The sequence below is a fragment of the Capnocytophaga felis genome (assembly GCF_009684755.1).
Classification (GTDB): Bacteria; Bacteroidota; Bacteroidia; order Flavobacteriales; family Flavobacteriaceae; genus Capnocytophaga; species Capnocytophaga felis.
In genome coordinates this window covers 81152-104668 of the sequence record NZ_BLBC01000003.1, presented here as the reverse complement: position 1 = coordinate 104668, position 23517 = coordinate 81152, and the positions used below count along the sequence as shown (strand labels likewise).

The 23517-nt window shown below is 35.2% G+C and carries 23 protein-coding genes; 4 read left to right on the top strand and 19 right to left on the bottom strand.

Translation table 11 applies throughout. The annotated features are described in order from the left end of the window. Nucleotides 1–285 precede the first annotated feature (285 nt). The 8 genes from GN105_RS00495 to clpB form a co-directional block, all read right to left on the bottom strand. Nucleotides 286–852, bottom strand: a complete 567-nt coding sequence (locus GN105_RS00495; RefSeq protein WP_155283506.1) for a 1-acyl-sn-glycerol-3-phosphate acyltransferase — start codon at nt 850–852, stop codon at nt 286–288. A 9-nt stretch (nt 853–861) separates the two neighbouring features. After that, nucleotides 862–1218 carry a diacylglycerol kinase gene (locus GN105_RS00490; RefSeq protein WP_155283584.1) on the bottom strand — a complete coding sequence of 119 codons (357 nt, stop codon included), beginning with the start codon at nt 1216–1218 and terminating at the stop codon, nt 862–864. 30 nt (nt 1219–1248) lie between these two features. After that, nucleotides 1249–1956, bottom strand: a complete 708-nt coding sequence (locus GN105_RS00485) for a polyprenol monophosphomannose synthase (protein WP_155283505.1) — start codon at nt 1954–1956, stop codon at nt 1249–1251. Nucleotides 1957–2048: 92 nt separating this feature from the next. After that, nucleotides 2049–3311 (bottom strand): cysteate-C-fatty acyltransferase, encoded by a 1263-nt coding sequence (gene capB, locus GN105_RS00480; RefSeq protein WP_155283504.1) that lies wholly within the window; start codon nt 3309–3311, stop codon nt 2049–2051. A 318-nt stretch (nt 3312–3629) separates the two neighbouring features. Then, nucleotides 3630–4328: a DUF6261 family protein gene (locus GN105_RS00475; RefSeq protein ID WP_155283503.1), complete on the bottom strand. Its 699-nt coding sequence runs from the start codon at nt 4326–4328 to the stop codon at nt 3630–3632. Between the two features lie 358 nt (nt 4329–4686). After that, complete coding sequence (gene capA, locus GN105_RS00470) at nt 4687–5688, bottom strand: cysteate synthase (protein ID WP_155283502.1); 1002 nt, start codon at nt 5686–5688, stop codon at nt 4687–4689. A 120-nt stretch (nt 5689–5808) separates the two neighbouring features. Then, nucleotides 5809–6684, bottom strand: a complete 876-nt coding sequence (gene sucD / locus GN105_RS00465) for a succinate--CoA ligase subunit alpha (protein WP_155283501.1) — start codon at nt 6682–6684, stop codon at nt 5809–5811. 236 nt (nt 6685–6920) lie between these two features. Continuing rightward, nucleotides 6921–9506 carry an ATP-dependent chaperone ClpB gene (gene clpB / locus GN105_RS00460; RefSeq protein ID WP_155283500.1) on the bottom strand — a complete coding sequence of 862 codons (2586 nt, stop codon included), beginning with the start codon at nt 9504–9506 and terminating at the stop codon, nt 6921–6923. A 260-nt stretch (nt 9507–9766) separates the two neighbouring features. On the opposite strand from clpB, the gene GN105_RS00455 reads away from it, so the two are divergent. Genes GN105_RS00455 through GN105_RS00445 form a run of 3 tightly spaced genes read left to right on the top strand, consistent with a single transcriptional unit; the run spans nt 9767 to nt 12759 of the window. Beyond that, complete coding sequence (locus GN105_RS00455; RefSeq protein WP_155283499.1) at nt 9767–10699, top strand: thioredoxin-like domain-containing protein; 933 nt, start codon at nt 9767–9769, stop codon at nt 10697–10699. A gap of 42 nt (nt 10700–10741) precedes the next feature. Further along, a complete protein-coding gene (locus GN105_RS00450) occupies nt 10742–12001 on the top strand; it encodes a putative DNA modification/repair radical SAM protein (protein ID WP_155283498.1) in 1260 nt (419 codons plus the stop codon). Further along, nucleotides 12001–12759, top strand: a complete 759-nt coding sequence (locus GN105_RS00445; protein ID WP_155283497.1) for a TIGR03915 family putative DNA repair protein — start codon at nt 12001–12003, stop codon at nt 12757–12759. Before GN105_RS00450 ends, GN105_RS00445 begins: the two co-directional genes overlap by 1 nt. Nucleotides 12760–12763: 4 nt before the next feature. Here the strand turns inward: GN105_RS00445 and GN105_RS00440 are convergent, their stop codons facing one another. From GN105_RS00440 to GN105_RS00430, 3 genes are all read right to left on the bottom strand, one after another. Beyond that, a complete protein-coding gene (locus tag GN105_RS00440; RefSeq protein ID WP_155283496.1) occupies nt 12764–13396 on the bottom strand; it encodes a Crp/Fnr family transcriptional regulator in 633 nt (210 codons plus the stop codon). A gap of 125 nt (nt 13397–13521) precedes the next feature. Next, nucleotides 13522–13935: a DUF6691 family protein gene (locus GN105_RS00435; RefSeq protein ID WP_155283495.1), complete on the bottom strand. Its 414-nt coding sequence runs from the start codon at nt 13933–13935 to the stop codon at nt 13522–13524. Nucleotide 13936: 1 nt separating this feature from the next. After that, nucleotides 13937–14488, bottom strand: coding sequence for a YeeE/YedE family protein (locus GN105_RS00430; RefSeq protein ID WP_155283494.1), 552 nt, complete (start codon nt 14486–14488; stop codon nt 13937–13939). 142 nt (nt 14489–14630) lie between these two features. On the opposite strand from GN105_RS00430, the gene GN105_RS00425 reads away from it, so the two are divergent. Next, nucleotides 14631–15725 (top strand): CapA family protein, encoded by a 1095-nt coding sequence (locus tag GN105_RS00425; RefSeq protein ID WP_155283493.1) that lies wholly within the window; start codon nt 14631–14633, stop codon nt 15723–15725. A 104-nt stretch (nt 15726–15829) separates the two neighbouring features. On the opposite strand, the gene GN105_RS00420 is transcribed toward GN105_RS00425, so the two are convergent. The 8 genes from GN105_RS00420 to GN105_RS00385 all read right to left on the bottom strand — a co-directional run bounded on the left by GN105_RS00420 (nt 15830) and on the right by GN105_RS00385 (nt 23516). Next, a complete protein-coding gene (locus tag GN105_RS00420; RefSeq protein WP_155283492.1) occupies nt 15830–16210 on the bottom strand; it encodes a VOC family protein in 381 nt (126 codons plus the stop codon). 144 nt (nt 16211–16354) lie between these two features. Further along, on the bottom strand, nt 16355–17893 hold the full coding sequence (locus tag GN105_RS00415) for an RNA-directed DNA polymerase (protein WP_155283491.1): 1539 nt from the start codon (nt 17891–17893) through the stop codon (nt 16355–16357). An 18-nt stretch (nt 17894–17911) separates the two neighbouring features. Next, on the bottom strand, nt 17912–18508 hold the full coding sequence (locus GN105_RS00410) for a DUF6037 family protein (protein WP_155283490.1): 597 nt from the start codon (nt 18506–18508) through the stop codon (nt 17912–17914). Nucleotides 18509–18580: 72 nt separating this feature from the next. Then, nucleotides 18581–19372, bottom strand: a complete 792-nt coding sequence (locus GN105_RS00405; RefSeq protein WP_155283583.1) for an AraC family transcriptional regulator — start codon at nt 19370–19372, stop codon at nt 18581–18583. Between the two features lie 190 nt (nt 19373–19562). Then, the gene (locus GN105_RS00400; RefSeq protein ID WP_155283489.1) at nt 19563–20687 is read right to left on the bottom strand and encodes a peptidylprolyl isomerase; all 1125 of its coding nucleotides are present in this window, start codon (nt 20685–20687) and stop codon (nt 19563–19565) included. 45 nt (nt 20688–20732) lie between these two features. After that, entirely contained in the window at nt 20733–21329 is a 597-nt protein-coding gene (gene gldI / locus GN105_RS00395) for a gliding motility-associated peptidyl-prolyl isomerase GldI (protein ID WP_155283488.1), read from the bottom strand. Nucleotides 21330–21350: 21 nt separating this feature from the next. After that, complete coding sequence (locus GN105_RS00390) at nt 21351–22346, bottom strand: DHH family phosphoesterase (RefSeq protein WP_155283487.1); 996 nt, start codon at nt 22344–22346, stop codon at nt 21351–21353. A gap of 75 nt (nt 22347–22421) precedes the next feature. After that, entirely contained in the window at nt 22422–23516 is a 1095-nt protein-coding gene (locus tag GN105_RS00385) for a Wzz/FepE/Etk N-terminal domain-containing protein (RefSeq protein WP_155283486.1), read from the bottom strand. Nucleotide 23517 lies beyond the last annotated feature (1 nt).

Genomic DNA, 23517 nt, shown 5'->3' with positions numbered 1-23517 from the left:
TTTTGTTTACTAAGGATAATTTATCCCAATTCGGATAAAAAAGAGAAGTGTCATAAACAAAATAAAACCCGAAAATCTGCTGACTTCGGGTTTTGGATATTTCATTTATACTATTTTTCTAAGAATATGCAACAACACGAAGCCGTGCCACTGAGAATGGCAAATAAGCGGAGGTATTTTGATTGAAATTTAGCATTTTACTTCGTGTTTTTAATTTTGTTAAACAAAAATTTCTTTGAAATCGGGGCAAATGTACAATAAATTTTTAAAAAAGCAATTAATTGGCTAATAAATTTTGGGATTCCATTTTTCAGGATGCCTTGGAGTGATGCCTTTGTAGTATGTTTCCAATTCGTCCATAATACTTTCAAAGGAACGTGTTTCCAAATCTTGCACACTGATTTTCTTTCCTATATATATTTTTTTGGTTTTAAAATCGGCGGTAGCTAACACCAACGGAACTTTAGCATTCAGAGCGATATGATAAAAGCCCAGCTTCCATTTTGCCACCCACGAGCGCGTCCCTTCGGGAGTTATTACCAAGCTAAAATCATCTTTCTTGAATAAATCGGTTACAAAGTTTACCAAATTATTTCTTTGTGAGCGATTGATGCCTATTCCGCCTAACCATTTAACGATGAACCCATACCACGCCTTTGTGTGAGCGTCTTTAATGATGACTTTTAATGGCTTTTGAAATTTCCAATAAACCAAATTCCCCAGCAGGTATTCAAAATTGCAAGTGTGCGGAGCTACTACCAATACACAACGATTCAGGTCGTTAGTATCTCCTTCCAAAACTACTTTCCATCTCAATAGTTTTAATCCTAATGTTCCGATTATTTTTTTCATAGCTTCTTTTTAAAAGAAATAAGGATAGTAAATTACTCCCAAAACAATAGTTGCCGCACCTACGGCAAAGCCCACAGCTCCTGCCGAAATGTCTTTAATGGTTCCTATCGTTTTATGATGTTCAGGATGAATAAAATCACAAATTTTTTCAATGGCAGTGTTAAGGCTTTCAACAGTTAAAACAATACCACAAACCAAAATCTGAATCATCCATTCAGTGCTTGAAATATCAAAATAAAATCCCAAGAAAAAGAGAAGTAAGGTAACGCAGGTATGCACAAGAATTGGCGGTTCCTTACGGATTAAATACCAAACTCCTACTAACACGTAATACAAACTCCTGATTCTGCCTTTGATAAATTCAATCATCTTTATATGGAAAAGTGGAGGGCAAAGTTAAAAAATATTTCGTAATTTCATAGCAATCACTCCCCAAATGGCTTCTTTGATGATGCTTCCGTTCATTTTGGATTTTCCTTTTGCTCTGTCGGTGAAAATGATGGGGACTTCCGTGATTTTAAAGTTTTTAAGATAAGCTTTGTATTTCATCTCGATTTGGAAAGCATACCCCACGAATTCAACTTTGTCAAGTTCAATGGCTTCAATTACTTTTCGGGAATAGCAGATAAAACCGGCGGTGGGGTCGTGAATTTTCATTCCTGTGATGATTTTTACGTACAAAGACGCTCCGTACGAAAGCAAAATACGTGAAAGAGGCCAATTTACAACATTAACTCCTCGTATATACCGCGAACCGATAGCCATATCACTTCCGTTTTTGGCACATTCCTCATATAAACGCAGCAAATCGGCAGGATTGTGCGAGAAATCGGCATCCATTTCAAAAATATATTCGTAATTATGCTGTAAAGCCCACTGAAATCCGTGAATATAAGCCGTTCCCAAGCCTTTTTTCTCTGTTCGGACTTCTAAGAAAAGCCTTTCGGGAAAGAAAGTTTGAAGTTCCCGCACTTTTTCGGAAGTTCCGTCAGGAGAATTGTCATCAACCACCAAAATATGAAACCTTTCGGATTGCTCAAAAACCGCCCTGATGATGGCTTCAATATTTTCAATCTCGTTATATGTGGGAATGATTACAAGCATTCGTTTTCTGTGAAGATATTTTAACAATTAGTAAGGGCGAACCGCAATTCGCCCCTTACATTACCATTATATTTGTTGTTACGTACAATTCGTTACATATGTCCCATTTCTTGGGCAAGTGCTTCGTTTTGTTTGCGATAGACACCGCTTTCTAATTTCTCGCGAATAGCCGAAAAGGCATTGAGTGTCTCTTCAATGTCTTTCATTGTGTGAGAAGCGGTCGGAATCATTCTCAGTAGAATCATTCCCTTCGGAATTACCGGATACACCACAATAGATAGGAAAATACGATAATTCTCACGCAAATCATTTACCATTGCCATCGCCTCCGGAATGCTTCCTTCCAAGAAAACAGGCGTTACGCAAGTGTTGGTATCACCAATGTTGAATCCGCGTGATTTGAGTCCGTTTTGCAGAGCATTTACATTGTCCCATAGTTTCTGTTTCAGTTCGGGCATCGTGCGAAGCATCTCCAAACGTTTTAAAGCTCCTTTTACGTAAATCATCGGTAGGGATTTGGCGAACATCTGCGAACGCAAATTGTACTTCAAGTAGTCAATGATTTCTTTATCTCCCGAAACAAATGCCCCAATTCCTGCCATTGATTTGGCAAAAGTAGAGAAATACAAGTCGATTTGGTCTTGAACACCTTGTTCTTCACCGGCTCCGGCTCCTGTTTTTCCGAGCGTTCCGAAGCCGTGAGCATCGTCCACCAAAATACGGAAACCGTACTTTTCTTTATATGAAAGAATTTCTTTGAGTTTACCTTGTTGTCCTCGCATTCCGAAGACCCCTTCGGTAATTACTAAAATACCTCCGCCTGTGGTATCCGCCAATTTTTTAGCTCGTTCAATGTTTTTGGCAAAACTCTCCACATCGTTGTGCTTATAGGTAAAACGCTTACCGAAATGCAAACGCACCCCGTCAATAATACAACCGTGCGAGTCCACATCGTAAACAATCACGTCATTTTTGGTTACCAACGCATCGATGATAGAAACCATTCCCTGATATCCGAAGTTAAGCAGGTAGGCGGCTTCTTTGTGAGTAAATTCCGCCAGATTTCTTTCTAACTCCTCGTGCATTGAGGTGTGTCCACTCATCATTCTTGCTCCCATTGGGTAGGCGGCTCCGTATTCGGCTGCTGCTTCGGCATCTACTTTACGGATTTCGGGGTGATTTGCTAACCCCAGATAGTCGTTAATGCTCCAATTGAGGATTTCTTTCCCCTGAAATTGCATTCTGGGTCCCAATTCGCCTTCCAATTTTGGGAAAACATAGTATCCTTCGGCGTGTGAAGCCCAACGTCCGATATTTCCTTTGTCGTTTTTTATTCTGTCAAATAAATCTTTCATCTTTATTTTGTTTCTTTAATAATAACTCCTTTTTTGAGGCACAAAGATACGTGCATTTTTTGGATTTTTCAGGATTGCTCGGCTCAAAATTCATCGGTGGAAGAGCAAATATTGTAATTTCTGTCCGCTAACTCAATGAACCGTGCCAAAAACTCCGAATCCTTTATGTTTGATTACAATGTTTTAGCGTATTTCCATCGTCATCGTTTTCACTTTTATGCACAAGCCACCCTTTAGGAAAAATACCTTTACGCAAAGTACGTTCCGCAATGTAGTCAAACGTTATTTCCGTTATGATTTTTGCCGGATTGCCTGCTGTTATTTCTTGCTTCTTCCTCGTATTACGTCATTGACACTCTCGATGATTTTTGAAGCAGCCGAAATAAAACTCCCGTATTTGGAATTGTCCGCAATTTGCATCGCAATCAGGTAGGGGATAATCTTTTTATTGACAATTTCCAGCAATGGTTTACGCAGAGAAGTTGCCGAGGGCTGATTTTCCCACTCGGAGCGTGCTTTTTCGTACTCGGCACGGGCTTCGGCAAACACATTTTGCTCCTTTCTCAGGTTATCGAGAGCTTGCGAAACGCCCGCAAGGGCTGACACGGAGGCAACTGCTTCTTCCGTTGCAAAATCTGCCAATAATGATTCAATGAGGTTCGATTCGCTCGAATAATTTTCGTCCGTGATTCCTACACCATACTTTTTGAAAATCGCAGCAAGCCTCTCTCCGTGCGGTTTGAGCGTTTGTTCGGGAATGTTTTCATATCCCGTAAGCAGTTTTGAGAGTACCCGAACGGCATCATCACGTCGTGAATCAATTTCTTTCAATTTTGAAAGCACACTATCGCGTTTTACGGCAGCAGTAATGGCTTTGCCTTGCTTTTCCAGTTCGGAAAAGTGGGTGGAAAGGAAATTGTCATCTTGTAAGGCGGTTGTTTTTTTGTAAAGCTCTGACAATCGGTTGGCAATATCGCCAAGTTCGGTAACACGAGCAGATGTAATTACTTTTTTCATAATGGTATAATTTAATGTTAGTGTTACGTTTTCAAACAGAAATTGACAGCTTATTATTTTTATCAATTTCTAAACAGAAATTTATTGTTCCTGTTTGTTGATGGCAAATTTCTAAACAGAAATTCGGTGTTTTGCTTTCTTTTTAGTCAATTTCTAAACAGAAATTCATTGTTCTTGTTTGCTGACAACCAATTTCTGTTTAGAAATTTATTGATTTTATTTTTCAATAGAAAATATATTGATAAAAATGCTTTGTTATGAATTGATTTTTATCTGTTTTGAAAGAGATTTTATGAGAATCTCTTTGTGATTTCCTTATTTTTGAAAATATGCTAAAAGCCCGATTCGGTTATAAGGATTATTCCAAAAAACCTTGTGCTTTCATCCATTTGTCACTGTAAATTTTGCTCATATAACGCGAACCGTGGTCAGGGAAAAGAATTACCACTATGCTGTTTTCATCAAAAGTTCCCTTCTGAGCATATTTTTCTGTTGCAACAAATGCCGAACCGCTGGTATATCCGCAGAAAATTCCCGTTTCAGTGGTAATTTTGCGAGCTGCCAAAGCACTTTCTTTGTCGTTTACTTTAACAAATTCGTCAATAATATCGAAATCGGTAGCGGTAGGGATAAGATTTTTGCCCAATCCCTCTACTTGGTAAGAATGCAACTCTGCCGGGTCAAACTCGCGGGTTTCGTGGTATTTTTTTATGGCAGAACCTTCGGCATCTACTCCTAAAACTTTTACATTTGGGTTCTTTTCTTTCAGATAGCGTCCTATTCCTGAGATGGTTCCGCCTGTTCCGCTACAAACTATCACGTGCGTTACTTTGCCGGCGGTTTGTTCCCAAATCTCTTTTCCTGTGGAGTGGTAGTGGGCGTCAATATTCTTCTCGTTGAAATACTGATTGATGTAAATAGAGTTGGGTGTTTCTTTGTGAAGACGCTCGGCAGTTTTGTAATAGGAGCGAGGGTCATCAGCCGGAACGCTTGCCGGACAGACGTGTACTTCCGCACCCAGTGCCCTGAGCATATCTATTTTATCTTGCGATGATTTGTCGCTGATTGCCAAAATACAGCGATAACCTCTGATAGCACTAATCATCGCGAGGCTGAATCCTGTATTGCCTGAGGTATTTTCGACGATAGTTCCGCCGGGTTTTAGCTCTCCGCTGCGTTCTGCTTCGTCAATTAAATAAAGTGCGATACGGTCTTTTGCTGAATGCCCCGGATTGAAGGCTTCCACTTTGGCAAAATAGTGTCCTTTTAGGTGTTTTGTAATTTTTTCTAAGGAAATTAAGGGTGTATTTCCCATTAATTCCAATACATTGTTATAATATTGTATTTCGTTCGTTTGCATTTGTGTTATAAATAAGTAATTTGTTATGTATAATTTAAAGTTTTTAGTAATTGTGAAACAAAAAAATAAAAGCAGAAGTTCCTTACACTGAATTCTGCTTTTGTACATACTTAAAAAGAATTATGTTTTGATAACTTCGGCTACTTTTTCACCTATTTTTGCTGGAGAATCCACTACGTGAATGCCACATTCTTTTAATATGCGTTTCTTTGCTTCGGCGGTGTCGTCAGTACCTCCTACGATGGCTCCTGCGTGTCCCATTGTGCGTCCTTTCGGAGCTGTTTCGCCGGCTATAAAACCAACGACGGGCTTTTTATTTCCTCCTTCTTTAATCCAGCGTGCTGCTTCGGGTTCCAATTGCCCTCCGATTTCTCCAATCATTACGATACATTCGGTTTCAGGGTCGTCCATCAATAGCTCTACGGCTTTTTTGGTGGTTGTTCCAATAATCGGGTCGCCTCCGATACCAATAGCGGTACTGATTCCCAATCCCTGACGTACGATTTGGTCAGCGGCTTCGTAGGTCAGTGTTCCCGATTTTGAAACAATGCCTACTTTTCCTTTTTTGAAGATGAATCCCGGCATAATTCCTACTTTGGCTTCTTCGGGAGTGATTACCCCCGGACAGTTAGGACCTACCAAGCGACAATCTTTCCCTTTTATGTAGTTGGCTACCTTAATCATATCTGCTACGGGGATTCCTTCCGTAATGGTAATGATAACTTTGATTCCCGCATCGGCAGCTTCCATAATGGCATCGGCAGCAAAAGCCGGCGGCACGAAAATAATGGATACATCGGCTCCGGTTTTGGTAACGGCTTCTTTTACCGTATTGAAAACAGGTCTTCCCAAGTGTTGCTGACCGCCTTTACCCGGAGTGATGCCACCAACTACATTTGTGCCATACTCAATCATTTGTTCTGCGTGAAAAGTTCCTTCACTACCAGTAAATCCCTGAACAATTATCTTTGAATTCTTATTAACTAATACACTCATATCTTATGCTTTAAGTACCGAGCAAAGCTATATCTTTTTATCGAAATTTCAAAATTATTTATAAAGAAGTTGATTTATAGAGGTTTTTCTTTCGTTTTTTGATTAATGTAATATTCCTAAAAACAATTAATTACTTTGCATAGAAATATCAAAAACAAAAACTTTGTCAGAAATATTTTTCTGACAAAGTTGTATTGTGAATAATTATGCACACTAACCATTTTAGTGATTTTCTGTTAGTTATTTCTAAAAACCAACTGATTGCCAAATGAATCTAAAAGAATGGCACTATCTTTATGTACTTTTCCGCTTAAAATCTCTTTGGAAAGCTGGTTCAGCACTTCTTTTTGAATGGTTCGTTTTACGGGACGAGCTCCAAACTGCGGGTCGAAGCCTTTTTCTGCCAAGTAATTGATTGCCTCATCAGTAGCGTCAAGTAAAATGTTCTCACGAGCCACCATTTTGATGATGGAACGTAACTGCAAGCGTACAATACTTCGGATATTTTCGCGAGTGAGTGGCGTAAACATCACAATATCGTCAATTCGGTTAATAAACTCAGGACGAACACTTTGCTTTAATAGTTGCAAAACCTCATCTTTGGCAATTTCCGTTGCTTTTTGGATGTCATTGGCGTGTTTTTCAAAACTTTCCTGAATTAAATGGCTACCAATGTTGGAAGTCATAATAATGATGGTGTTTTTGAAATCGGCGGTGCGTCCTTTATTGTCAGTTAGGCGACCTTCATCTAAAACTTGCAGTAAGATATTAAAGGTGTCGGGGTGAGCTTTTTCGATTTCGTCCAACAAAATCACCGAATACGGACGACGACGAACGGCTTCGGTAAGTTGCCCACCTTCATCGTATCCGACATATCCCGGAGGTGCCCCTACCAATCGGCTTACTGCGTGGCGTTCCTGATATTCACTCATATCGATACGCGTCATGGCATTCTCATCATCAAACAGATACTCGGCAAGAGCTTTGGCAAGTTCGGTTTTTCCTACCCCAGTTGTCCCTAAGAAAAGGAATGAACCGATAGGTTTTTTCGGGTCTTGCAAACCTGCTTTGCTTCGGCGGATGGCATCGGAAATGGCTTGGATAGCTTCTTCCTGTCCCACAACACGTTTGTGTAATTCGCTTTCCAATCGGAGTAGTTTTTCACGCTCGCCTTGCAGCATTTTCGTTACGGGAATTCCTGTCCACTTAGCAACTACTTCTGCGATGTTTTCCGAAGTAACTTCCTCTTTTATAAGCGAATTGCTTTGAGCTTCATCTAATTTTTGCTGCAAAGAAATTAGTTTATCCTGTGCTTCTTTAATTTTTCCGTATCTGAGTTCGGCTACTTTGGCATAATCGCCTTCACGTTCGGCTTTTTCAGCTTCGAGTTTATAATTTTCGATGGCTTCTTTGGTAATTTGCACCTCATCGATAACTGATTTCTCACTTTGCCATTTGGCGAAAATTCCGTTGCGTTCTTCTTTCAAATTTGCCAAATCTACGTTGAGAATTTTGAGTTTGTCCTCATCATTTTCACGTTTGATGGCTTCGATTTCAATTTCCAACTGCATTATTTTTCGGTCGAGAACGTCCAATTCTTCGGGTTTGGAATTGATTTCCATACGGAGTTTGGCTGCGGCTTCGTCCATCAAGTCAATGGCTTTATCGGGTAAAAATCGGTTTGTAATATAACGTTCTGAAAGTTCTACGGCAGCGATTATCGCCTCATCTTTAATACGAACTTTATGGTGTGTTTCATATTTTTCTTTGATTCCTCGAAGAATAGAAATGGCACTTTCCGTATCGGGTTCTTCTACCATAACTTTCTGGAAACGACGCTCTAAGGCTTTATCTTTCTCGAAATATTTTTGGTATTCATCGAGCGTAGTTGCCCCGATGGCACGCAATTCACCCCGAGCCAAAGCAGGTTTTAAGATGTTGGCGGCATCCATTGCACCTTCGCCACCGCCTGCCCCCACGAGTGTATGAATCTCATCGATGAAAAGAATGATATTTCCGTCAGATGAAGTAACTTCTTTCACTACCGATTTCAGCCGCTCTTCAAACTCACCTTTGTATTTTGCTCCTGCGATAAGTGCCCCCATATCCAGCGAATAAATTACTTTATCTTTCAGATTTTCAGGAACATCTCCTTGAACGATACGATGTGCTAATCCTTCGGCAATGGCTGTTTTTCCCACACCGGGTTCACCTACAAGCATCGGGTTGTTTTTGGTTCTTCGAGAAAGGATTTGCAATACACGACGGATTTCCTCATCACGCCCGATAACGGGGTCGAGCTTTCCGTTGTCAGCCAATTCATTCAGATTTTTGGCGTATTTATTGAGCGAATTGTAGGTTTCTTCCGCCGAAGCCGAAGTTACCCTTCCGCCTTTGCGTAATTCCTGAATGGCTTTTTCGATGTCTTTCTCTTTAACGCCTTGGTCTTTCAAAGCCTGACCTATCTTGCTGTTTGACTTGAATATAGCTAAAATAAGATGCTCGATGGAAACATACTCATCGTTCATTTTTTTAGCGATGTTAGCCGCCTCGTTGAGCATTGTGTTTGCCTCCCGAGAAAGCGACATTTGTCCGCCACTTACTTTCGGAAAACTTTGCAGAGCTTTTTCTAAAACATTGCTTAGTTGTTCCTTATTGATATTCAGTTTTTTTAATAGAAAAGGCAATACATTTTCATCAATTTCCTCAATGGCTTTGAAAAAGTGTTCGTTTTGCAATTCTTGGTGTCCGTATCCTTGTGCAATTTGTTGTGCCCTTTGTACGGCTTCTTGCGATTTGATGGTATAGTTGTTAAAATTCATAGTTTTAAAAAATTATTTTAATAATTGTGTTCACCGAGGTATTTTCAACTTTTGTGCCGATGTTATTTGTGTGACATTTTGTCTGTGTTTTGTGTGGGATTTATTAGTGGTTAAATTTGAATGATAAATTTTAAATATCTGTTTATTAATATTTTAAATTGACTTTAACGTTTTGTAGGGATAAATAAATGACTTTTTGTCAGTATTTTTATTTGTGATGAACTTGAAATTATATTATCTTTGCTGAAAATTTTCGTACTATGAAAAGAGCAGAAAACATTCAGCGTTTGGCATCAGGAATTTTTGTATGCGTAACGGCTTTCGGAGTAATTTTTTTGTTAGCGAGATTGCTGGGAATACATCAATTGAGGACTTTAAAGTGGCTTCCTATTTTGATGACCTGTGTAGGATTTTATCTTGCCGGATTTGTCAATCAGAGAACGAAGTTGTCTTTAATTCCCTTTTTGCTGATGGGACTTTTTGCGTTTGTTCCGGTGAAGTTTTTTTATCTTCCGTTTATTTTCATACTGATTTTATGTGCCGTTTTGGCTCTGTTACTTTCTCGAAAAGAAATTTCACTCAAAATTCGTTTCTTATTTTTGATTCCTTTATTTGGGATTTTTGGATATTTTTTGCTATCACAGCCATTGATAGTCAGGAAGAAAGGATTTTATGTTGATGAAATGGGTAATTTACATAACGTTAGCGTATTATGGGATTTTAGAGAACCTTCTTCCACAAAATTACCTAAATATACATTTAATGACATAAATGGAAACAACGTTCAATTAACTGATTTTAAAGGAAAAACAATTTATGTAACTTTTTGGGCTACTTGGTGCAGACCTTGTATGGCTGAAAAACCAAAATTGGAAGAAATTAAGGAAATGTTTAAAAATGATGAAAATCTTATTTTTATAGATGTTTCTTTGGATACGAAACGCTCTTGGTGGGAAAAATATATATCAGAAAAAAATCCTGCAGGAATTCAATTAAATTCAACCAATGACAGGCAAACGAGAGAAACTTTTCAAATAGCAGGAATTCCTCATAATATTGTGATAAGTAAAGATGGCTGTTACAAAAGCTTTAGTCGTCCTTCAAAAATCACTGAAAATCAGTTGGAAATACTTAAAAATCCTGAGAAATTGGAAAGTTATGTGAAAACTACTGTAAAATATTTTGAAGAGTAACAAGCAAATAAATCCTAAACAATAATATTGAAAAACTATTCTATGAATTTTGATCGAATCAACGAAAAACTTTCCATATTAGCCGATGCAGCGAAATATGATGTTTCTTGTTCTTCCAGTGGAGGAAATAGAAAAAATAGTAAAGGAGGATTGGGAAATTCCTCTTTTTCAGGAATTTGCCATACTTATACGGAAGATGGCAGATGCGTTTCTTTGTTGAAAATTTTACTTACAAATCACTGCATTTACGATTGTATTTATTGTGTTTCCAGAAAAAGTAACAATATTCAGCGGGCGGCTTTCACAGTTGAAGAGGTCGTGAATTTAACGATTAATTTCTATAAGAGAAATTATATTGAAGGATTGTTTCTAAGTTCGGGAATCTTCAAAAGTCCTGATTATACGATGGAACGTTTGGTGCGTGTAGCGAAAGAACTCAGATTAACACACAAATTTAACGGATACATACACTTGAAAACCATTCCGGGAGCTTCCGAAGAGTTGCTTCTTGAGACTGGTTTGTATGCAGATAGATTAAGTATAAACCTTGAAATTCCTACTGTTTCAGGATTGAAACTTCTTGCTCCCGAGAAAAATCATCAGGAAATGATGAAGCCGATGGATTACGTGAAAAACGAAATTATTAAGCACAAAGCCGAAAAGAAAATCATCAAATCTACTCCGAAATATGCTCCGGCAGGGCAAAGCAGTCAATTTGTTATTGGAGCAGCCGGAGAGACTGATATTCAGATTATAAGAAGTGCCGATTACTTTTATAAAAAATTTAATTTGAAGCGGGTTTATTATTCTGGATATGTGCCAATAACGGAGGATAATAGGTTGCCGGCTCTTTCCACACCTGTGCCAATGGTTCGGGAAAATCGGTTGTATCAAGCCGATTGGTTGATGCGTTTTTACGGATTTCAGGCACAGGAAATTCTTGAACCTAACAATCCTTTTTTGGATTTAGAGATTGACCCGAAGTTGGCTTGGGCATTAAGAAATATAGATAAATTTCCGGTGAATTTACAAATAGCTCCTTTAGAAATGATTTTGAGAGTACCCGGAATAGGGCAAATTTCAGCCAAAAAAATAGTTAATGCACGAAGGTTTCAAACTATTGGAATAGAGCATCTTAAAAAAATGGGAGTAGCTGTAAACAGAGCTAAATTTTTTATTGATTTTTCAACTTCTAATCCTTTTTTAAAGCATTTGGATACGGTGTATTTGCGTCAAATTATTCTGAAAAATTCTCAGTCAAAATATAAAAAAGATTTTTCGCAACAATTGAGTTTATTCTGATGATACAAATGATTTATGACGGTAGTTTTGAAGGATTACTTACTGCCGTTTTTGAGGTGTTTGAGTACAAATATGATGATGTTGATATTGTAGATAATCAGCTTGTTACGTCTCATTTGTTTGCTGAAAAACATTTCGTGATTACTAGTTCGGAAAAGGCAGAACGCGTTGTAAAAGACATTGAAAAGTACGCAGGCAAAACGGCTGTGAAAATGTTACTTTTGGTTTTTCTGTCAGAAAATGAAATCCGAGAAAAATTGATTTTGTACGCAGTAAAATATCTCGTTCAGGAAAAGAGAAACATTTTCCAGAATTTTGCAGATAATTATATAATGCAGATTTCCAAAATAATAAAATCCGTAAGAAGAGAAAAACATCGTATGGAGGCTTTTGTGCGTTTTCAGCAACTTCAAGATTCTTCGTTTTACGCTCATATTGAGCCGGATTTTGATGTTTTGCCTCTTATCGTTCCACACTTCAAAAATCGATATGCTTCTCAAAAATGGATGATTTATGACCTTCGAAGAGCGTACGGAGTTCATTATGATTTAGAACAAATTGATTTCTTTGTGCCTGATGCTCAGATGAAAATGAACCTTCACAATCCTTCACATCTTTTGCACGAAAAAGAACATAATTTTGAACTGCTTTGGAAGAATTATTTCAATAGCACGAACATTAAAGAACGCAGAAATAAAAAACTTCATCTACAACATCTTCCCAAAAGATATTGGAAGTATCTCACAGAAAAGAAGTAAAATCTTATAAAAGCTCAATGCTATTTCTGTTGAGTTTTATTTTTTGCTCTTTTTCAAAATTTTTCAACAGTCGGGAAATAACAACGCGTGAGCTATTTAGCTCTCCTGCAATCTCTTGGTGTGTTTTGTTAATGATTTTTGAATTTTCAATTTTGCTTCGTTCTGTAAGATAGTTGTATAGGCGTTCATTCATATTCATAAACGCAATGTTATCTATGGCAGAAAGTAGTTCCTCAAAACGATTGTTGTAACTTTCAAAAACAAAAGCTCGCCAACTTCTGTATTTTCCTGACCATTCTTCCATTTTTTGAATAGGAATCATCGCTACAATTCCGTCTGTTTCGGCAATGGCTCTGATTTCACTTTTTTTGTTTCCTGTGCTACAACCCAAAGTCATAGCACAAGTGTTGCCTTTTTCAATAAAGTAGAGCAATAACTCACCGATATCAAAATCTCTTCGCATAACTTTGATGGTTCCGCATAAGATTAAAGGTACCGCCTTGATGTACATCCCGATATCCATTATAACATCGTCTTCCTTAAATTCCACAAAGTGAGCGACATCAACTATTTCAGAAATTAATTCCTTTTCAAAGGTATGATTATAAGCTTCTGTAACTAATTCTCTGTAAGTCATTTTGTTACTGTTTTAGTCAATAATTTATTCTGATTTTCTGAACTTATCAACAAGGAAAATTTATAAGATAAATACAGAAAAATCTGCTTGTGCAAATTTACGATATTATCTTGAAAATGTAGCAATTAATGAGGTAATTTATCTTTTAAAACTCCGTACAGATACGTTCCAATCAAGGCACCCACAATAGCAATCAAAATTGACCAAACACCAGCTCCTAACAATACGAACATTGGTCCCGGACAAGCCCCGACTAACGCCCAGCCTAACCCGAAGAAAGTTCCACCAATTAAATAACGAGCAATTTTTCTTTCTTTAGGCTGAATAACAATAGGTTTGCCGTCAAAATCTTTTTCGTTTGTTCGTTTTATGTATTGAATTCCTAATACTCCAACAGCTAAAGCTCCTCCGATAAATCCGTACATATGAAATGATTGAAAGTGAAACATTTCATAAATTCTGAACCAAGATGCAGTTTCGGTTTTGTACATTATGATACCGAAAATAATTCCTAAAAGTATGTAAATCAGATTTTTCATTTTATCCAAATATTAAAGGTAATAACAAATGAGACATTATAAGCCCTCCGATAAAGAAGCCTATTACAGCAATCAAAGAACCAAATTGCAGGTCGCTTAATCCTGAAATGGCGTGTCCTGATGTACAGCCTCCGGCGTAACGTGTTCCGAAGCCAATAAGCATACCGCCAATGAGCAGAATTAATATATTCTTCACAGATAAATCATTGAAAAGCTCTGAAGGTGAGTACATTGTTCCAGCACTTTCAAAACCAAGTTGTTTGAGTTCTGAAATGGTTTGTTCAGAAATTGCAGGAACTTGATTGTCAGAAAGGAAGTAAAAAGCAATTGTTCCTCCTAAAATTGAACCCACCAAAAATAATAAATTCCAACGTTGAGATTTCCAATCGAAATTGAAGAAATTGCACGATTTACCCGCTCCCATTGCTGAACAAAGCGTTCTGAAATTAGAAGAAAAACCAAAACTTTTTCCCATTAAAATCAGTAAAATCATCAGTAAGCCAATTAAAGGTCCGCCTATGTACCACGGCCAAGGCTGTGTAATCCATTCCATAAAAATGTGTTTTGTATTTAATCAAAGGCAAAAATAACACATCAAAAGCAATGATTCTGTAACAAAAGTTACATAGAGTAGGAGCAGAGAAGTAAAATACTTGATTATTGAAGATTTTACTATTTTTGCGAAAAAATTTGCAATGAGAAAAATCTTTTTTTCACTACTATTAATCTTTGTTTTCAAGATAAATGCTCAGCAATCAGGCAATACAATGTCTCTTTTGTTTATGGGAGATGTAATGGGGCACAATCCGCAAATTGACGGAGCATATAATTCTGAAACAAAAACCTATGATTATCAGCCTGTTTTTGAAAAAGTGAAACATTTATTTGAAAAGGTTGATTTTGCAATTGCTAATTTGGAGGTAACTTTGGCAGGAAAACCTTATAAGGGATATCCACAATTTTCGTCGCCCGATGCCTTGGCAGTTGCTTGCAAGGAAAGCGGAATAGATGTATTCGTTACGGCAAATAATCATTCGTGTGATAGAGGTAAAAACGGAATAATCAGGACTTTAGATGTTTTAGACTCGCTTGAAATAGCTCACACAGGAACTTTCCGAAATCAAGAAGATTTTGATGAAAATAATCTTTTAATTTTGTCAAAAAATGGAATAACTGTCGGGATTTTAAATTATACGTATGGCACAAATGGTTTGCCTATTCCTGAACCTACCATAGTGAATTTGATTGATTTAGAGAATATTAAATTAGATTTAGAAAAGGCAAAGGAGCAAAATCTTGATAAACTAATTGTGGTAATTCATTGGGGAGTGGAATATCAGCAAAAACAGAATAAAAAGCAGGAAGAAATTGCGGATTTTTTATTTTCTAACGGAGTTGATATAATTGTTGGAGGGCATCCACACGTTTTGCAACCAATGTATTACACCCCGATGACAAGCTTGCATAACGAACGTTTGGTAGCATATTCTTTAGGAAATTTTGTTTCAAATCAGCGAAAAAGTCCTTGTGATGGCGGTGCGATGTTGGAAATAAAATTGTTCAAGGACGGACAAACAACTCAAATTATTGACCACGGTTATCATTTGGTTTGGGTAAATAAAACCCAGAAAATCAACAGTAAACATCATCTTTTTGAAATACTTCCGTGTAAGGAGTATGAATCTGAAAACTTCAAAGATTTAGATGAAAAAGCAACAGAATCAATGAATATTTTTATTGAAAATTCACGAAACTTGTTTAAAAACAATATCTTAGTTCAAGAAAAATAGAATTTATCGGAATAGAAAAATATATCACTTGATATAAGCAATTGATTATTAGATTTGTATTGATACGAATGTATAGAGACGCCATATTTGGCGTCTCTATTTTTTTATTTATCAGGTTCTGAATAAGTTACTATGTCTATTCCGATGCCGTTGGGGTCCTTAATGGCGAAATGGCGGTCGCCCCAAGGTTCGTCTCGTAATTCAATCTCAATCGGAATATTTTTGTTTTTCAGTTCCTTATAAACTTCATCTACATTTTCTACTTCAATGGTTAGATAAACACCTTTATTTTGAAACGGTTGATGAAAAATAGGCTGTTGGCTCGGGTGGTTGGGAAGCAAAAAACTGATTTCAGCCTCTCGGTTGGGTGTGTGGAGCAAAAGGTAAAATTCGTTTTCGAAGCTCACGCCAAAGTTTAAAATTTCGGTATAAAAGGCTTTAGTTTCTGCCAATTTTTCGGTGATAATTCCTGCGTTTAATTTCATTTTTTCTGAATTTTTATTTGATTTATAACAACTTATACTCACAAAAGATATAAGAATCCCTAAAAATAATTTCTTCATATTTGTTTGAATTGGGGCAAAATTATGGAGAGTAATGAAATTAAAATAGGAAAAAAGGGACATTCTTCATAAAAATTCATTTAAAATAAAACTTACTTTATTCTTCTTTAAATCTTTATAGTGATTTTTTAATTCATTCTGAGTTAAAACTTCATAACAAAATAACCAATATCTACCAAAATCATCATTATAATACTCTATTGCTAAATCTTTGTATTCTTTTAAATATTTCTTATCCCGATATTTTTTATCATAAAGATATGCTAATATTAAAAAAATACAATCACTCGAATTTATAGAATCTTCCTTTAGTTTATTTGAAATCTTATCACTTAATCGAAACTTATATCTTAGTGAGAAATATATAACATAGGAGCAAATTTCATGGTTTTTTCGAATGTTACCTTGTTCGTATAAATCTTCCGATATTTCTCTAATTTTTTCTTTACCTATATTATGTTTCTCAAAAATATCTTTTTCTAACACTAATACTAAATAAGGAAACAACAACACTAAATGATGAATTTTATCAATATAATACTCCTTAGCTTTGCTTCCTAAATGCTTATTAGAGAGCATCTTTATCATATAATTTAAAATAGCAGAGTTATTATCATTTTCTGTCATAATTTTTACAGAATAATCAATGAAATTTCTTAATTCTGATAATTTTAACCCTATTTTTCCATTTATAGTATGATACTCATCCTTAAAATAATAGTGATTAAGCTGTGCTACCCAATTAGTAACACTCGCTTGAGGTAGTTTTGTTATTTTTGTTTTCTTACTATTTAGAGACAATTCATATTTCTTCAACTCTTCGGTTATCTCTATAATAAATTTTTCAGCTTTTGCATAAGAGTTTGTATAGCAAATATAATCATCAATATTTCTGTAAAATTTATATCCTAATTTGCATAGCTCATAATCTATACAACACAAAATTATTTCTGAAATAATACTTGATGAATGTGGTCCTATTAAAATTCCATTAGTTTCTCCAAATTTTAAATTACGAGTATAAAAATCAATTTGATTAAAATATTCATTTTCAAAATTTTTACCACTTTGTTGTTTAGCGATATTTTTGCCTATTAGAGCCCAAGAAATAGAATGACTGTAAATACTTGGAAAACAATTTGATATATCTACATTTATAACATATTTATTTTTTATAAATAATTTATTTTCAGGATTACCATCGTCTTCAAAGTTTTTATAATTCATTTCAAATAGAGATTCCTTATCATAAAGGTTTCTTATATGAATCCTGCTTACTTTATGATTTTGGTTATTACTCTTTGTTTTAAAATGCTCTTTAATTTTTACCCAATTTTGTTTTATTATTTTAACCTGATTAGCATACGAAAATGGATCAGGAATGGATAAAGGTCGGGGAATATTGATATTCCTCATATTTGAATATCTTATATAATCTGTTGGTTTCTTATCACCATATGGAAATTTTTTTGTTTTTATATACTCAAAAAACTTTTCTGATGATAGAAAGTTGGGTATTTTTTCGGAAAATAAACCAAAAGCTAAAAGTCCCTTAAATAGTTTATCTTCATCTATTTCTTCATAAAATTTGTAATAAGGTTTCATATTTCTGATTCAGCATATCTAACCAGTAATCCTCTGTATTGTTTCTTCTATTAAATGTTTTTCATCATTTTTCTCAATGTGAGTGTATCGTATGCTCACATTTTCTCTTTTACACCAGTCATAGAGCTTAGGATATAGAATTCTAGTTTTTTCAAGATTTTTATAAGTTACTTTTTTACCATTTTTTATTTTATTCCACTCTATAACTCCGTCGAAATAAAGTTTATCTGCTTCTTCTATATCATTCTGATAGAATGCTAATAATTCTCTTTCTTCTTTTTTTCTGAATTGGTAATTGGGGATATTTAAATTGAATTCTTCAAAAAAAGATTTTGTACTAAAAGGATTATTTTTTGATAAAGATAATCCTAAAACTTCACAAAGCCCTCTATATGTTTGAGAATCTAAAAAGAGATTTATTTTAAAATTTACTTCAACATCTATATGAAATGAAAAGTTATTCTCTCTTTGTAAAAAATGTAATTGAAAAGGAGTGGGGAATATATCAAATAAGACTTCAAAACAAACTTTGTTTTTGACAAAATTAAATAGATAGTATGTTTCTTTATTCAATTTTAGATTATCGTAAATATTTGTTAAATTTCTTAATATCATTTGTTTTCATTAATTTTAGTAAGAAAGTTTCTTCCTGCAAAATTACATTTTTTTATATCTCAAGCATAATTTTTACAAAATCTTCTTCGGTGTTTCTCCATAAAAAGCTTTAAATTCTTTGATAAAGTGCGATTGGTCGTAATAACCCATATCGTAAAATGATGGATTATCATTATTTTGATTAGAAGTTTTAGCCTTCAAAAAAGACTGAAAACGAACTACTTGACTAAAAGTTTTTGCAGTGTCGCCAATGTAAAATTCAAACAATCGGCGGAGATGACGAGGGCTAATTCCCGTATCTAAATCTTTGATTATACGTGTGTTACCTTGTGATTTTAAGATGATTTCCAAGGCTTTGTAAAATCGGTTGTCCATACTCAAATCAGCCTTTTCCAAATGTTTAAGAAAGAATTTATCTAATTCATTTTTAATCTGTTTCATATTTTTCACATTGTCGAATTTATGAGCAATAAATGTTGCTAAACCGGATAAAACCAAATTCAAACGAATGTCATTATTGCTCAATTCTTTGGCATTTTGTCTGAAAATTAGTGGAAAAGCAGAAGGTAAAAATCGAATTCCCACATAGTTAAATTGCTTACCTAACGGAAATTCGGTATAACTTTTACAAAAGCCCATAAGGTAACTTTCTTCGGGATTTTCTAATTCAAAAAAGACATCAATACAACCGTCGGAAATCACTCTATATTGATAGTTTTCAGTAAGTTGTGTTTTTGTTTTAAATTGCCAATAGCAGTAGATGAAAGGCAATAGTTTTTTATCGGGGAAAAATTCCGTATAAGAAACATTATCAGCGAGTTGAGATACTGGCTGAAAAGGTTTGTAAAAATGACGTATGTTCAAAAGTGATTGCAAAATTTCATATTTTTAGCAAAGATACAATGTTTTAGCCAAAGTTCTGATACGTGAAAGATAGTTCAAAAATGAAAAAACGCTACATTGTAGCGTTTTTTTGGAAATATTATTGTAGTGCAATTTATTTTTTAGTGATAACTAAAATCACACTGTTTTTGTATTCAAAAAGATTGTATTTTTATTGTGCGATTCCCACAACTTCAATATCAAAAATTAAATCGCTATTTGGTGGAATAACTCCTTGAGCTCCTCTTTCTCCGTAGGCTAAGGCAGAAGGGATAAAAACACGTGCTTTTTCTCCTACTTTTAAAGTAAGTAAAGCTTCTTTAAACCCAGGGATTAATTGTGCAGATTTGCTGTATTGCATAGGAATTGGAGCGTATCCATTGCCTCTGTCGCGAGCTATGTTGTATTTTCCGAAAGCTTCTTCAACTTGTTTTACATTTGAGTCAAATAACGTACCGTCAGTTAGATATCCTGCATAATTTACCAGAACTTGTTGTGTGTGTTTAGGAGTTTCTCCATTACTTTCTTTTAGAGTGAAAATTTTTACTCCAGAAGGAAGAACTTTAGCCTTAGGCTCTTGTTCTTTTACTTGAGCTAAGAAAGAATTTACAGCTTGTTTAATTTTATTTTCTTTTTCTTTCTCTCTTTTTTCTGCATTGGCAAAATAATCTTCAATGGTTTTTATAGCGTTGAATTTTTCAGCTTCTTTTCCGTTGCGGATAATCAATACTTTGCTAATTTTCACATCTTCAATAGGTCTGTTCGCTTCTGCAGTAGCCACATTGGCAATGGAGTCAATTACCTCCAAACCTTCAACAGTTTCGCCGAAAACGGTATGTCTGCCATCCAAATGAGGAGTTGGCACGTGAGTTATAAAAAACTGGCTACCATTGGTTGCAGGACCGGCATTTGCCATTGAAAGAATTCCTTTTTTATCGTGCTTTAAGTGATCAATAAATTCATCTTCAAAACGATAACCAGGGTCGCCCATTCCTGTTCCTGTTGGGTCACCACCTTGAATCATAAAATCCTTGATAACACGATGGAAAATTACGCCATTGTAATAAGGTTTACCTTTAAATTCACTTTTAACAAAAGAGTTTGTGCCTTCAGCCAATGTTACAAAGTTTGCCACCGTAACGGGCGTTTCTTTATAATTAAGTTTTATGACGATATTGCCTTTATTGGTTTGAATATCAGCAAATAATCCGTCTCCTAAGTTAGAAGTTTTTTGTGATTTACAACTGCAGAAAATAGCCGTTGCAAATAACAACATAATTACATTCATTCGTTTCATAAAATATTGATTTTTAATTAAATTTTACTTGAAAATTCGATTGATTTAATTCGATTTCTGAATTGTATCTTTTTGATTATTATTTATTTCTTGTGTATTATTATTTTTTTCAATTTTTGTTACTCGTATTTTTGCAATAATTGGCTGATTACTTTCGATTTTATCTTTATCTCCACGATATCCGTAAGCAATTTCGGAAGGGAAAAAGAAAACACCACTTTCTCCTTCTTTCAAAATTTTTAAAGCAGACCGAAGTCCTAAAAAAAGTTCTTCTTTTTCAACAAAATATTGATAATCAATTTCTTTTGATTCTTCGTAAATTTCATTTCCATTGATGTCGGAAATGCTGTAGTTGTAAGTTACCTTGTCTCCAAACTGAGCTGTGTAAGTAGCCTCAGGATTTTGCTGAGTGTAATAAAACTTGAATCCGTGCTGTGAATCAATAAAATTGTGTAATGTATCCTTTTTGATAATGGAGTCAATGAGAGCTTCTTCAGAATTGAGTAACTTTTTGTTTTTCTCCGCTGACTCTTTTAGAAAAGTATTGCCACTTTTAACAGAAATAGGACGACGAGCCTGTTTTTCACTACAAGCTATTCCTAAAACGGCTATTATAATCAAAAAAATACATTTTTTTAACATACTTTCTTTACTTTGCGATTATTAATGAAATTCAGGTAATACTTTCAGAAAAAAAGCAGTGGCTTCTTCCATTGTGCCATCAAATCTACCTCCGGCAGCATTAATGTGCCCTCCTCCATTGAAAAATTTTCGAGCAAAAGCATTTACATCGTGCTGATTTTTAGAACGAAAAGAAATTTTTATATAGTTCTTTTCTTGGATAAAAATAGCAGCCAATTTTGAATCTTTAATGGTTAAACCATAATTTACAAAACCATCAGTATCGCCTTTTTGGCAATTATGATTAGCCAATTCCTCTGAAGTCAGTGTAATGTAAGCGGTGTTGTGTTCCTTTAGGTAAACCATATTTTTAAGAGCTACACTCATTAGTTGTATTCTGTCATAGGAATTATTCTCAAATACATTACTGTTGATTTGGCTATTATTAGCACCTTTTTCAATCAAAAAAGAAGCTATTTTGAATGTGTTACTTGTGGTTGAGGCATATTTAAAATTGCCGGTATCGGTCATAATGCCTGTGTATAAACAAGTAGCAATGGTTTGATTTATAGCGTTCTTATCTCCCATAGCGTCAATGAAAGAATAAATCATTGAACACGTGGAACTTGCATTAGGGTTAGAAAATGTGATTTTTGCGTAATCCTCAGGAGCTTGATGATGGTCAATCATAATGAAAGTAGCCTCAGAAGATTCCAATAATGGAGTTAGCGTATCAGCTCGCTTGAGTGAATTGAAATCCAGCGTAAAAATCAATTTTGATTTTTCGATTTGTTCAGTAGCAGTTTTTGGGTCATTATCATAAATGATAATATTCTCCGACTCAGGAAGCCACTTGAAAAAATCGGGAAAATCATTAGGAGATACTACCTTAACATCTTGATTATGAGTTTTTAAATAATGATACAAACCCAAACAACTTCCTATTGCATCGCCATCAGGATTTTTGTGAGGGATAATGCTTATTTTCAATCGTTTATCAAGCAATAATTTTATAGTTTCAATGTCGTAAATATTCATACAGGTTGCGAAGATACAATAATATTTTATTTATCAGAATAAAGATTTATCTTTTTGAAAAAGTTTGCTCAATTTTTACTCATTATTGATATTATTACTCTTGATTTTTTTGATGAAATCTTTGATAAATACGAAACTAGTTCCTGCCACAAATCCGAGGAAAGTCCAGATGGCTACAGTCGTCGCTCGTTTTGGCTTTGAAGGCTCGTTTGGAACACTAACAGGCTCAATAATCGTGAAAATAGGATGTTCTTCTTTTGCTTTTATTCGTTTGGCTTCCAGTTGTTTGGCTAATTCAGAATACACACTAAAAGAAATGTTGTAATCGGATTGTAGCTGCTCTAGTTTTGTTTGAGGTAATAAGGTGGATAGGTCTCTGTTTTGATCTTGGAATTGTGCTAAAGCAAACTGTTTTGCTTTGAAGTCGCTTTTAGCTTCTTCGTACCGTTGTTTTATAAATTCTAGTTCATCATTAGCTTTTTGAATTTTAAACTCAGTAATCGTTTTCTGCAACAATACTTGCGTACTTTGCAGCATTTGGGCAGCTGGCAAGGCTTCGGGCATTGAATATGAAAGTACTATTACGCCTTCTTTTTCACTGACATCGATTGCTAATTGACCACTAATACCGTCAAGTATAGTTTTGTCCTCATCGGACAAAGACCAAATGGAATCCGTTTTACCAAAAAGTTGCTTTTCGTTTTTATCTTCCTTACCAAACAACAAACTCGGCAACCCGATTGTGTATTTTTTTATATTACTAAGGATACCGGGTTTAGCGTATTTTTTACAGTATTCCTCATAGGAAATCACTTCATTTAAATTGTCGAACTTTAATGGAGTTTGTAAGAGTTTTTTTCTGAAAGGAATACTTTCTACTATTTTAGGATAGGTACTCACAGGAATGGTTTCTGTTGAGTTTCCGCCTAAATTAATCCCAGCCATAGCGGCAAGCCCTCCCAATCCACCAGCAGATATTTTGTCACCAGAAGTTTGAGGAATCATAACAGTAACGGCTGTATATTGTTTGGGAGAAATCAAAGCGATGATTACTCCTAAAATGAAGAAAAATAATGTGAATTTTAAAATAGATTTTCTTTTAGCCCACAATTTGTGAAATAATTCAAGCAAATCTATTTCGTCTTCCTTTTTATGCTGATTATTATCCATT

Bases quoted from the DNA above. Each gene is read 5' to 3' on its own strand.
- GN105_RS00485 (WP_155283505.1), bottom strand. From the start codon at position 1,956: ATGCTTGTAATCATTCCCACATATAACGAGATTGAAAATATTGAAGCC.
- GN105_RS00430 (WP_155283494.1), bottom strand. From the start codon at position 14,488: ATGGAATGGATTACACAGCCTTGGCCGTGGTACATAGGCGGACCTTTA.
- capB (WP_155283504.1), bottom strand. From the start codon at position 3,311: ATGAAAGATTTATTTGACAGAATAAAAAACGACAAAGGAAATATCGGA.
- GN105_RS00495 (WP_155283506.1), bottom strand. From the start codon at position 852: ATGAAAAAAATAATCGGAACATTAGGATTAAAACTATTGAGATGGAAA.
- GN105_RS00400 (WP_155283489.1), bottom strand. From the start codon at position 20,687: ATGAAACGAATGAATGTAATTATGTTGTTATTTGCAACGGCTATTTTC.
- capA (WP_155283502.1), bottom strand. From the start codon at position 5,688: ATGCAAACGAACGAAATACAATATTATAACAATGTATTGGAATTAATG.
- GN105_RS00445 (WP_155283497.1), top strand. From the start codon at position 12,001: ATGATACAAATGATTTATGACGGTAGTTTTGAAGGATTACTTACTGCC.
- GN105_RS00390 (WP_155283487.1), bottom strand. From the start codon at position 22,346: ATGAATATTTACGACATTGAAACTATAAAATTATTGCTTGATAAACGA.
- GN105_RS00425 (WP_155283493.1), top strand. From the start codon at position 14,631: ATGAGAAAAATCTTTTTTTCACTACTATTAATCTTTGTTTTCAAGATA.
- GN105_RS00440 (WP_155283496.1), bottom strand. From the start codon at position 13,396: ATGACTTACAGAGAATTAGTTACAGAAGCTTATAATCATACCTTTGAA.
- sucD (WP_155283501.1), bottom strand. From the start codon at position 6,684: ATGAGTGTATTAGTTAATAAGAATTCAAAGATAATTGTTCAGGGATTT.
- GN105_RS00450 (WP_155283498.1), top strand. From the start codon at position 10,742: ATGAATTTTGATCGAATCAACGAAAAACTTTCCATATTAGCCGATGCA.
- GN105_RS00410 (WP_155283490.1), bottom strand. From the start codon at position 18,508: ATGATATTAAGAAATTTAACAAATATTTACGATAATCTAAAATTGAAT.
- GN105_RS00385 (WP_155283486.1), bottom strand. From the start codon at position 23,516: ATGGATAATAATCAGCATAAAAAGGAAGACGAAATAGATTTGCTTGAA.
- GN105_RS00475 (WP_155283503.1), bottom strand. From the start codon at position 4,328: ATGAAAAAAGTAATTACATCTGCTCGTGTTACCGAACTTGGCGATATT.
- gldI (WP_155283488.1), bottom strand. From the start codon at position 21,329: ATGTTAAAAAAATGTATTTTTTTGATTATAATAGCCGTTTTAGGAATA.
- GN105_RS00435 (WP_155283495.1), bottom strand. From the start codon at position 13,935: ATGAAAAATCTGATTTACATACTTTTAGGAATTATTTTCGGTATCATA.
- GN105_RS00455 (WP_155283499.1), top strand. From the start codon at position 9,767: ATGAAAAGAGCAGAAAACATTCAGCGTTTGGCATCAGGAATTTTTGTA.
- clpB (WP_155283500.1), bottom strand. From the start codon at position 9,506: ATGAATTTTAACAACTATACCATCAAATCGCAAGAAGCCGTACAAAGG.
- GN105_RS00415 (WP_155283491.1), bottom strand. From the start codon at position 17,893: ATGAAACCTTATTACAAATTTTATGAAGAAATAGATGAAGATAAACTA.
- GN105_RS00420 (WP_155283492.1), bottom strand. From the start codon at position 16,210: ATGAAATTAAACGCAGGAATTATCACCGAAAAATTGGCAGAAACTAAA.